Annotated in this window: 13 protein-coding genes and 1 pseudogene; 5 read left to right on the top strand and 9 right to left on the bottom strand. The window is 61.5% G+C overall.

Annotation, left to right across the window (positions count from 1 at the left end):
• Positions 1-10: 10 nt before the first annotated feature.
• Positions 11-268, bottom strand: a pseudogene (gene tnpA, locus G578_RS0120490) (IS66 family insertion sequence element accessory protein TnpA); the annotation flags it as partial.
• A 287-nt stretch (positions 269-555) separates the two neighbouring features.
• On the opposite strand from tnpA, the gene G578_RS0120485 reads away from it, so the two are divergent.
• Together G578_RS0120485 and G578_RS0120480 are read left to right on the top strand one after the other, a co-directional pair.
• Positions 556-837: a type II toxin-antitoxin system RelE/ParE family toxin gene (locus G578_RS0120485; protein WP_028795825.1), complete on the top strand. Its 282-nt coding sequence runs from the start codon at positions 556-558 to the stop codon at positions 835-837.
• A 10-nt stretch (positions 838-847) separates the two neighbouring features.
• Positions 848-1,168 carry a HigA family addiction module antitoxin gene (locus G578_RS0120480; protein WP_028795824.1) on the top strand — a complete coding sequence of 107 codons (321 nt, stop codon included), beginning with the start codon at positions 848-850 and terminating at the stop codon, positions 1,166-1,168.
• A 31-nt stretch (positions 1,169-1,199) separates the two neighbouring features.
• On the opposite strand, the gene G578_RS0120475 is transcribed toward G578_RS0120480, so the two are convergent.
• The gene (locus tag G578_RS0120475) at positions 1,200-1,838 is read right to left on the bottom strand and encodes a tyrosine-type recombinase/integrase (RefSeq protein ID WP_028795823.1); all 639 of its coding nucleotides are present in this window, start codon (positions 1,836-1,838) and stop codon (positions 1,200-1,202) included.
• Positions 1,839-2,068: 230 nt separating this feature from the next.
• On the opposite strand from G578_RS0120475, the gene G578_RS0120470 reads away from it, so the two are divergent.
• A complete protein-coding gene (locus G578_RS0120470; protein WP_028795822.1) occupies positions 2,069-2,383 on the top strand; it encodes a co-chaperone GroES in 315 nt (104 codons plus the stop codon).
• 18 nt (positions 2,384-2,401) lie between these two features.
• Positions 2,402-4,021 carry a chaperonin GroEL gene (gene groL, locus G578_RS0120465; RefSeq protein ID WP_028795821.1) on the top strand — a complete coding sequence of 540 codons (1,620 nt, stop codon included), beginning with the start codon at positions 2,402-2,404 and terminating at the stop codon, positions 4,019-4,021.
• 96 nt (positions 4,022-4,117) lie between these two features.
• Here groL and G578_RS30050 read toward each other — a convergent pair whose 3' ends face one another.
• From G578_RS30050 to G578_RS0120445, 5 genes are all read right to left on the bottom strand, one after another.
• Entirely contained in the window at positions 4,118-4,522 is a 405-nt protein-coding gene (locus tag G578_RS30050; protein WP_211228971.1) for a hypothetical protein, read from the bottom strand.
• Positions 4,473-4,991 carry a hypothetical protein gene (locus tag G578_RS30045; protein WP_211228970.1) on the bottom strand — a complete coding sequence of 173 codons (519 nt, stop codon included), beginning with the start codon at positions 4,989-4,991 and terminating at the stop codon, positions 4,473-4,475. The genes G578_RS30050 and G578_RS30045 overlap by 50 nt, the downstream gene beginning before the upstream one ends.
• Positions 4,988-6,010 carry a protease modulator HflC gene (gene hflC, locus G578_RS0120455; RefSeq protein WP_028795820.1) on the bottom strand — a complete coding sequence of 341 codons (1,023 nt, stop codon included), beginning with the start codon at positions 6,008-6,010 and terminating at the stop codon, positions 4,988-4,990. Before hflC ends, G578_RS30045 begins: the two co-directional genes overlap by 4 nt.
• Positions 6,007-6,873 carry an FtsH protease activity modulator HflK gene (hflK, locus tag G578_RS0120450; RefSeq protein ID WP_211228969.1) on the bottom strand — a complete coding sequence of 289 codons (867 nt, stop codon included), beginning with the start codon at positions 6,871-6,873 and terminating at the stop codon, positions 6,007-6,009. Before hflK ends, hflC begins: the two co-directional genes overlap by 4 nt.
• Before the next feature lie 369 nt (positions 6,874-7,242).
• On the bottom strand, positions 7,243-7,512 hold the full coding sequence (locus G578_RS0120445; protein ID WP_028795818.1) for a DUF1488 family protein: 270 nt from the start codon (positions 7,510-7,512) through the stop codon (positions 7,243-7,245).
• On the opposite strand from G578_RS0120445, the gene G578_RS29935 reads away from it, so the two are divergent.
• Positions 7,469-7,789, top strand: coding sequence for a hypothetical protein (locus G578_RS29935; RefSeq protein ID WP_169400863.1), 321 nt, complete (start codon positions 7,469-7,471; stop codon positions 7,787-7,789). The genes G578_RS0120445 and G578_RS29935 overlap by 44 nt on opposite strands.
• 41 nt (positions 7,790-7,830) lie before the next feature.
• Here G578_RS29935 and G578_RS0120435 read toward each other — a convergent pair whose 3' ends face one another.
• On the bottom strand, positions 7,831-8,094 hold the full coding sequence (locus tag G578_RS0120435; RefSeq protein ID WP_156907407.1) for a hypothetical protein: 264 nt from the start codon (positions 8,092-8,094) through the stop codon (positions 7,831-7,833).
• Complete coding sequence (locus G578_RS29690) at positions 8,091-8,366, bottom strand: hypothetical protein (RefSeq protein WP_156907406.1); 276 nt, start codon at positions 8,364-8,366, stop codon at positions 8,091-8,093. Before G578_RS29690 ends, G578_RS0120435 begins: the two co-directional genes overlap by 4 nt.
• Between the last annotated feature and the right edge of the window lie 953 nt (positions 8,367-9,319).

Genomic DNA, 9,319 nt, shown 5'->3' with positions numbered 1-9,319 from the left:
GTCAGAAGTTTTTTCCCAGCATCTCGCGTAACGTCGAGACGTCCATCACCGACTCTGCCAGCAGCTTCTTCAGCCGCGCGTTCTCGTCCTCGAGTTGCTTCAGGCGCTTCGCCTCCGACACCTCAAGGCCGCCGTACTTCGAACGCCACTTGTAGAAGGTCGCATCGCTGATCCCGTGTTTGCGGCAAAGCTCCGCCGCCGACAGGCCTGCCTGATGCTCCTTCAGGATCCCAATGATCTGTTCCTCGCTGAACCGACTGCGCTTCATCGTCCATCTCCTCGTCAGAGGAACAGACTAACCTCACAATGCGGAAGTTTCAGGGGAGCAGGTCACGCGCGTCAGCCAATAAGGACTGACATAGGAGGCTCTCCTAGCGATAGCAGAGCCGCGTCCCCACCCCACCCAGCAGAGCCTCCTCGCCATTCGGCCGGCAGCGACCCATAACAGACATTCGCACTTACTGACGCACCGCTTCAAAGCGGTCGCTCAGTTCAACTGCACTCCACAGCGCTTGCTGGTTGCCACGGCGATGGTTACGCTATACATAACTATTGATGATTGGAAGCTTCCGGGACGCGGCCACTCGCACGATTTTCGAAGGGACGTATGTCCGCGGCTTCGGGCCCGACATCCAGCGTCGGGCACGGCGGAAACTGCTGATGATCGATGCGGCGCGGGATATCGAAGACCTTCGCGTTCCGCCGGGCAACCGGTTGGAGAAGCTCTCGGGAGATCGCGACGGTCAGTACAGCATCCGGGTCAACGACCAATACCGGATTTGCTTCAGCTGGTCCGATGGCGGTGCCGAGAATGTCGAGTTGGTCGACTATCACTGAGGAGGGAAGCATGAGCTTGGAAGAGAGACCAGGTGGGGTAATTCCCCTGGAGCACCCGGGCATCATCCTGCGTGAGGAGTTCCTGGAGCCTCTGGGCGTATCGGCCTACAGGCTGTCGAAAGACGTGCACGTTCCGAAGAACCGGATCACCGCCATTATCCATGGTGAGCGGGCGATCTCCGCGGACACGGCCTTGCGGTTCGCGCGTTATTTCGGGACCTCGGCCGAGTTCTGGATGAACCTCCAGGCTCGGTACGAGCTCGACAGTGCCGCTCGCGAGAAGAAGAGCGATATCGAAGGCAGCATCCGGCCACTGGCGGCCGCCCACTGACAGGCGACCGCCAGGAGCAGCCGTGGCGGCCCTACAGCTCGATCTGCTCGGAGATCGTCAGGGCGTCATCCACTTCGATGCCGAGATACCGCACGGTGCTCTCAAGCTTTGTATGGCCGAGTAACAACTGGACGGCACGCAGATTGCCCGTCTTGCGGTAGATCTGGGCCGCTTTCGTGCGTCGCATCGTGTGGGTCCCATAGGCCGAACTATCGAGCCCGGCGCTCTCCACCCAGGCATGAACGATCCGGGCATACTGCCGCGGCGACAGATGGGGACTGAGCCTCCATCGGCTCGGGAAGAGATAATCGCCAGGACGCCTGCCGGCATGGTCGATCCATGCCTCTACCGATTTGCGTGTCGGCTCGGTCAGTTCGAACTGCACCGGGCGTCCGGTCTTCTGCTGGAGGATCGTGGTCCGTTCGCGAATGCGGCCGCTGACCTGGACGTCCTCCACTTTCAAGCTGACCAGATCACAGCCGCGCAGCTTGCTGTCGATCGCCAGATTGAACAGTGCCAGGTCCCGCTTGCTGCCGCTGATCTCAAGGCGCACGCGGATGCCCCAGACATCCTTGGGCTTCAGCGGTCGTTTCTGGCCGACCAGACGGCCCTTGTTCCAGGGTACACGCCGAGTAACCGGGGCCTCGGATAGGCTGGTATCAGGAAGCATAGTCGTATCCTCCAACAGGAACGACCTCCCCCACACCACTATTCAGAACCTATGGAACGACGTTGGCAATCGTCGATACTTTGAAAGCTGGCGATCTGCCGTGACCGAAGCGGTCATTCGATTTATACGTCGTATTCGGCCTTTCGACACCCCATCTATTAGAGGCCGCCTCGCCCTTTCGACCCGATCGGGCCAGAGCGCGCTACAGGCCCTGGGGCCAAGGAAATTCCATGAAATTGCGTCCGCTACAGGACCGCGTCCTGATCCGCCCGCTTGAGCGGGATACGATCAGTTCCGGCGGAATCATCATTCCCGATACCGCCAAGGAAAAGCCAGTCGAAGGCACCGTCGTCGCCGTCGGCTCCGGCAATCGAGACGACCAAGGCAAGCTGCACACGCCCGACGTGACGGTCGGAGATCGCGTGCTCTACGGCAAATGGTCCGGCAGCGAGGTGAAACTCGACGGCGAGGACCTCGTGATCATGAAGGAGACCGACATCCTGGGGATCGTGGACCAGGCAACCGCAACGACGCCCGCCGCGTAACGAACCAGGAGATCATCCATGTCCGCCAAAGAAGTCCGCTTCAACACCGACGCCCGCGACAGCATGCTGCGCGGCATCGACATCCTCGCCCGCGCCGTGCAGGTGACCCTGGGGCCGAAGGGCCGCAACGTGATCATCGACAAGGCCTACGGCTCCCCGCGTATCACCAAGGACGGCGTCACCGTCGCCAAGGAGATCGAACTTACCGACAAGTTCGAGAACATGGGCGCGCAGATGGTCAAGGAGGTCGCCAACCGCAGCAGCGACCTGGCCGGCGACGGCACCACCACCGCGACGGTCCTGGCCCACGCGATCATGCGCGAAGGCTCCCGGGCCGTGGCCGCCGGCATGAATCCGATGGATCTCAAGCGCGGCATCGATCTCGCCGTGGCCGCCGTGGTCGCGGACCTGGAGAAGGTCTCGCGCAAGGTCGAGACCAATGCCGAGATCGCCCAGGTCGGAACCATCTCGGCCAATGACGACCGAGAGATCGGCGAGATGATCGCCAAGGCGATGGCCAAGGTCGGCAACGAGGGCGTGATCACGATCGAGGAATCCAAGTCTCTGCAGACCGAACTCGACATCGTCGACGGCATGCAGTTCGACCGCGGATACCTGTCGCCGTATTTCGTGACCAATGCCGACAAGATGGTCTGCGAGCTGGACGATCCCCTGATCCTGCTCCACGACAAGAAGCTGCCGGGTGTGCAGGCCCTGCTGCCCCTGCTTGAAGCGGTGGTGCAGAGCGGCCGGCCGCTTCTCATTGTCGCCGAGGACGTCGAGGGCGAGGCCTTGGCGACCCTGGTGGTCAATAAGCTGCGCGGCGGCCTGAAGGTTGCCGCGGTGAAGGCTCCCGGTTTCGGCGACCGGCGCAAGGCCATGCTGGAGGACATCGCGATCCTGACCGGAGGCCAGGTGATCAGCGAGGATGTCGGCACCAAGTTCGAGACGGTGACGATCGACATGCTGGGCACGGCGAAGAAGGTCCGCATCGACAAGGACAGCACCACCGTGGTCGACGGCGGCGGCAAGAAGACCGCCATCGAGGCCCGCTGCACCCAGCTCAAGGCTCAGATGGAGGAGACGACCTCCGACTACGACAAGGAGAAGCTGCAGGAGCGGCTGGCCAAGCTGGCCGGCGGCGTGGCGATCATCCGGGTCGGCGGCGCCACCGAGATCGAAGTCAAGGAGCGCAAGGACCGGGTCGACGACGCGGTGCACGCGACCCGCGCGGCGGTCGAGGAAGGCGTGGTGCCCGGCGGCGGCGTGACGTTGCTCTATGCCAGCCAGAAGCTCGACGGGCTGAACCCGGAGAACAACGACCAGAAGGTCGGCATTGACATCATCCGCCGCGCTCTCCAAGCGCCGGCGCGCCAGATCCTCGCAAATGCCGGGGCCGACGGTTCGATCATCATCGGCAAGCTGCTGGACAAGGGGGATACCGGCCATGGCTACGATGCCCAGTCCGGCGCGTATGTGACCATGGCGACGGCCGGAATCATCGACCCCACCAAGGTCGTCCGCCTCGCCCTGCAGGGAGCGGCGTCGATTGCAGGGTTGTTGATCACCACCGAAGCGATGGTGGCCAACGAAGCAGAACGGACCGGTGCGCCAGCGAGTGTAGGGGCCGACTACTAAAGAAAATCACGGTCAGAACGAACCTCCGAACCATGTGAATATATTTTCGTTTGAATAGGTTAGAGCGCGATCGCTTCGATCTGAAGCGGTCGCGTTTTACGGACTGGGGGAATTCCCGCCCGAACGGGTGCCAACCGGCCGCAGCCCTTCGGTCAACCCCATCAGGATATCCGCGTACCATGTGCAGTTCAGGCCCAGTGCCTCGTCCTGCTCCAGATCGCGGGAGCCGAGATCAAGACGGGATGAATGGATTCCGAGCAGCAACCACGGCAAATCCCCCAACTCCGACCTCCTCCTCACCTGCTGCCGTTCCACCGGCATGACCACCGGCGCCCCACTGGTGCCACGGTGCGTACGGGCATCGGTCAGAAAATAGCCTTGCCCCTGGAACCGTAACCCGAAGGACGAGGCAAGCGCCGCCCGCCGGACGACCGGCATGTGGTGAAGCGTGTCATGAAACCCCAGCGGGAACCCGACGACCATCAGGGTGCAGCCGATCACGACCGGATCGCCTGTGCGCACGAGATGCCGCGGCGTGAATACCCGGTAGGCCAAGGTGTGCGGCAGCGCGTCCTGGTCGATGGCGATGACCGCAACATCGACCCCGCCCGCCGCTGTCGACGCCGTCGCGCCACAGCGGCTGGCCGTCCCGATAGAGCGGGATCGAGAAGCCGGTGGAAGCGGTGAGATTGCCGCGGTCGGTAGGGAGCTCGATCAGGATGCGGCTGGGATTGTGGCCGCTGACCGCGTCGCGCAGCACATGCCGGCTGGTCACCAGGAACAGATTGTCGTCGCGCTGGAAGAAGAAGCCGCTGGCATTGGTGAGGTGGGTTTGGCCGTGAAAGGTGGACAGGCGCAGGGCCGTCAGCAGGATGGGCTCGCTGATCCGTTCGACCGGGGCCGGATCTGGGCCACCTTCCAGGATCGGCACCACCCTGTCGGCAGGCAGTGGGGCTGACACGTCGTTCATTCCGCTGCCGCTAAGGGCGGGGAAGGTGATTTCCCTGGCGCTTCCTTGCCCGGTGCAAGTGGTTCCAACCCCTTCAGAAACCCGAACAGGTCGCTGTCGGTCGACAGAACGAGCGTCGAGTTCTCGGCGATGATCGACCGATAGGACTGCATCATCCGCGTGAACTCATAGAAGGCGGCGGAGTCCGGCGACTGGTTATACGCATCGGCATAGATCGCCGCGGCGTTGGCGTCGGCCACGCCCCGAATCTCCTCGACCGCCCGGTAGGCTTCCGACTGGACCTTGTTCAGATCACGCACCCGGTTTCCGCGGATCCGGGCGGCCTCGCCATTGCCTTCCGACAGGAACCGCTCGGCGATCTGCCGGCGCTCGCTGATCATCCGGTCGTAGATCTTCGGTCGGACGCTTTCGTTGTAGTTGATCCGCTTGAAGCGGATGTCGAGCAGCTCGATGCCGAACACCCGCACCTTTTCGGCCGCCGCCGTGAAGATCTCCTCCTCGACCAGCGCGCGGCCTTTCTGGATCGGTACCAGCGCTCCGATGTTCTGGGCGGTTTCCGCCTCAGACAGGACGGCGTCGCGCAGCGGCTCGCGGCCCTTGGTGGTCCGGATAATCTCGATCAGCTCGTGCTTGGCGACCGCGTTGCGGGTCTCGCTGCCCAGGATGTCGTCCAGGCGGGACTGCGCGCTGCGCTCGTCACGCAGTCGCAGAAAGTACTGTAGCGGATCGGTGATGCGCCAGCGTGCGAACAGATCGACCGAGATGTACAGCTTGTCCTTGGTCGGCATGTCGGACGGGTTTCCATCCCACTCAAGCACCCGCTTGTCGATCGGGTTGACCTCCTGAACGAACGGCACTTTCAGCTTCAAGCCGGCTTCTGTGACCGGCTCGCCAACCGGTTTGCCGAACTGGGTGATGATGACCTGCTCGACCTCGGTGACCACGTAGACCGCGCTGGAGACCACGTAGAGGCCGGCCAGGATCACCAGGGCGGCGACGATCGTGACGATCCGCTTCATTGCGGCGCTCCCAGGCCGGGGGTGAGGTTCATGAGCGGCAGGATGCCCGACAGGTTCCCATCGACGATCACCGTGGATCGGATGAGGGGCATGACGTCCTGCATCGTCTCGATATAGATGCGGCGGCGGGTGACGTCGGGGGCTTTCAGGTATTCCGCATACAGGGCGCGGAACCGGGCGGCGTCGCCTTCGGCTTCGTTGATACGCTTCAGCCGGTAGCCGTCGGCCTCGCGTATCCGCTGATCCTTCTCGCCTTCGGCCAGCGGGATCACCTTGTTGTAATCGCGGCGCGCCTCGTTGATCAGCTTTTCCTTCTCCTGCTGGGCCTGGTTCACCTCGTTGAAGGAGGCCTGCACCGGCTTCGGCGGGTTGATGTTCTTGAGCTGGACCTGATCGATGCTGATGCCTAGGGCGTATTTGACCGTCAGTGCCTGCATCTTGGTCAGCGCTTCGGACTCGATCTCCTGGCGGCCGACGGTGATGACCTCGTCCACGGTGCGGTCGCCGACAACCTCGCGCATCACGGACTCCGAGGCGTAGCGGAGCGTTTCGCTCGGCTCACGGACCTCGAACAGGAATTTTCTAGGATCGGAGATGCGATACTGGATGACCCATTCGACAAGGGCGGCGTTCAGATCGCCGGTGACCATCTCGGTCTCCCGCGTCCCGTCGCGCTGCCGCGATCCCTGATACGGATCGCTGGCTCCCGGCGTGGTGAAGCCGAACTCCTGCTTGAGCTGCCGCTTGACCGGCACGATCGTGACGGTGTCGACGCTGAAGGGGATCTTGAAATGCAGCCCCGGCGGGACCTCGCCGACATAGCGGCCAAAGCGCTGGACGACGGCAACGGAGTCGCTGGGCACAGTGTAATAGGCTGTCCACCCGGCGAACGCGATCACGGCAAGCACGGCAACGAGAACGGCCGCACGCCAGCTTCCGCCGCTGGGCAGAAAGCCCTTAAGACGCTGCTGGGCGCCGCGGACAATGGCCTCGACATCCGGATTGGGCGGCTGAGGGCCCCGCCCCCAGGGACCGCCTCCGTCGGGGTCTCCGTTCGATGATGGCATGTCGGGTACCTTATTGTTGCGTCGGCTTTGGTCAGGTCGCGTCGATGAGTATCGCGTGGCGGCGGCCTAGGTCGGATGTGCCGACGGCATCCCATCGCGGACGCTGAACCGACGACCACCGGACGGCGTCTAAGAGTGAGGAATTCGATCCCCGGAACCGCTCGTTCACAAGGCCAGGTCTTCAGCCGTCAGAACATAGGCCGCGTGCTGTCGCCGGGCATAGGCAGCCCGAGCAGCCTTGTGAATACGCTCAATATGGTGGTCGAACGCATCCAGGAGATCGGCCTCGCTGAGCACGCCTCCCGATATCACGTCGGCGAGGGCTGCCGCCTCCACGAAGAAGGCGATCTCCATCGACCGGTCATAACCCCAAAAACGGACACGACCGTGGGTGGGATCGAAACTGCGGGAGGCGTTTGGAAAGTTCAGCGCCATCGTGTGGCAGGCGGGATCGGACCCGATCCCCCGCCCTCAGGCCTTGGGGGCCGGCTTGTTGTCCGGACCGGCGACATCCTTTTTCGGATCGACGGCAGGCGACGGCTTCGCCGTGTCGGCGTTGGCCGGCTCATCAGACTTCTTGATTTCGCCGGAGCTTTTCCAGAAACTTTTAAACGACATGGAAATACCTCATGAAATACATTTTAATTCAGAGTGTAATCATACACAGCAATTAAATAACGTCAATTATTATTTATTTTTATTTATAGAATAAGAGAGAACTCTTCTCGAATTATTTTACGTCCACTGGGCGCACTAAACAGTTTCCATAGTCTGGGCGTCGATGTGCATCGCATGTCGCAGATCGCCGGAATCGACGGTGATGTTGTCCAGAAAGCCGTTAACTCCGTGACCGCTGCACACTCGTATCCGCTGGGTCTCGGGGCTCGCCGGGGCGTTCCAAGATCCGGACGCATTGGTTTCGATGCTATAGGTGCCCGCCGGGTGCGGATGGTCGAAGCCGGCCAGAAGGAAGGGTCGCCGAAAGACGATGCGCCGACTCAAGCCCATCTTTGTCATCCGCTCTGCCCTGATGTCGCCTTGTCCTGGGCGAGCGCCTGTTCCAGGTCGGCCGGCTCGATCCAGAGGGTCTCGGTGCGGCCGGCGCTGCCCGGGCGCTGCGGCAGGTATACCAGCACCATGGTCTTGCGATAGGCCGAGAAGGACAGGCCTTCCAACCGTTCCTCCTCCGTCTCCGTGAGATAATCACCGGCCGGCAGGATTTCTTCGAGACCCGAAAGTCGGAACGGTCGGCGGAACGTGACCGTCTGCGTTATGGTTCGGCTCGTCATCTAACTGCCCTCGATCCTGGTGAAGGGGGCCTCAGGTCATGTTTGACAGCGCAATGGTTTTGAAACACCGCCACCGCACCCGGCGACAAACCCAAACATATAAAAAAATTTGCGTTTTCTTAAAGTGGGCCTCCGACCAATACTTTCAATATTCTATTTTCTTATGCGTCGATTTACCGACACTAATAGAGAGGTCATACCTCCACCGTCCAGACCCGAAAATCCTCCAGGTTCCCACGCCCTAAAATATGCGTCATCGGGACATCGGCAGCGTCGTGGCCCTCGGCGCCATCAGGATACGGCGTCCGTGCCCAGGGTAAAGCGGCCGGCCGGAGCGACCAGACGACTGCACCAATTGCCGAAGTCATCCCGATACCCGGTCACCGGCACAGAAGGGGGCGGTCATCAGGTAGTCCGGTTGTTCGAGATCGCCGGCGCGCGAATAATGGACGTTCAGCAGCGCGATGAGCGGCGTTTGTTGCGGAAGAGCCCCTCCTGCATCACCGTCCGGTCCCTTATCATCAGCTCGCCCTCGCGCTGCAGGAGAACTGCATCACCGCCTCAGACCTGCGACAAGACGGCCTTCTTCAACCGATCGATACTGTTGAAAAAGGCCGCGCGGCGCTCCAAGCAGGCGCAAATATAAGTTAATATTTTAATTTTATCTTCTGGGGTGAATAATTTGCGCGTCATGTCCTCTTTTCTGTGTCGTAATGTTACCTGCTAAAACTGCCTTCAGTCTTTTTCAACAGTATCGACCCAAACCGGAAGGTAAGTTTGGTTGATTGCGATCGGCCGCGCGCCTTCCCCGCTTCCCTATCCCTTCACCCGGTTGCTTCGAAAAGCTTACTTCCGTGAAACCGCCTCAGCGACAGGGTTCCTCCAACGGTTCATGACGGAAGGTGACCTAGTTTCGATCACCGATGCAGTTTCCAAGCGATTATTTGAGGATC

This window comes from Thalassobaculum salexigens DSM 19539 (assembly GCF_000423805.1).
GTDB lineage: Bacteria > Pseudomonadota > Alphaproteobacteria > Thalassobaculales > Thalassobaculaceae > Thalassobaculum > Thalassobaculum litoreum.
The sequence above is the reverse complement of the archived record's forward strand: the minus strand, read 5'-3'. Positions and strand labels throughout refer to the sequence as shown.

Bases quoted from the DNA above. Each gene is read 5' to 3' on its own strand.
- G578_RS0120480 (WP_028795824.1), top strand. From the start codon at position 848: ATGAGCTTGGAAGAGAGACCAGGTGGGGTAATTCCCCTGGAGCACCCG.
- G578_RS0120435 (WP_156907407.1), bottom strand. From the start codon at position 8,094: ATGACAAAGATGGGCTTGAGTCGGCGCATCGTCTTTCGGCGACCCTTC.
- G578_RS0120470 (WP_028795822.1), top strand. From the start codon at position 2,069: ATGAAATTGCGTCCGCTACAGGACCGCGTCCTGATCCGCCCGCTTGAG.
- groL (WP_028795821.1), top strand. From the start codon at position 2,402: ATGTCCGCCAAAGAAGTCCGCTTCAACACCGACGCCCGCGACAGCATG.
- hflC (WP_028795820.1), bottom strand. From the start codon at position 6,010: ATGAAGCGGATCGTCACGATCGTCGCCGCCCTGGTGATCCTGGCCGGC.
- G578_RS0120445 (WP_028795818.1), bottom strand. From the start codon at position 7,512: ATGGCGCTGAACTTTCCAAACGCCTCCCGCAGTTTCGATCCCACCCAC.
- G578_RS29690 (WP_156907406.1), bottom strand. From the start codon at position 8,366: ATGACGAGCCGAACCATAACGCAGACGGTCACGTTCCGCCGACCGTTC.
- G578_RS30045 (WP_211228970.1), bottom strand. From the start codon at position 4,991: ATGAACGACGTGTCAGCCCCACTGCCTGCCGACAGGGTGGTGCCGATC.
- G578_RS0120475 (WP_028795823.1), bottom strand. From the start codon at position 1,838: ATGCTTCCTGATACCAGCCTATCCGAGGCCCCGGTTACTCGGCGTGTA.
- G578_RS0120485 (WP_028795825.1), top strand. From the start codon at position 556: ATGATTGGAAGCTTCCGGGACGCGGCCACTCGCACGATTTTCGAAGGG.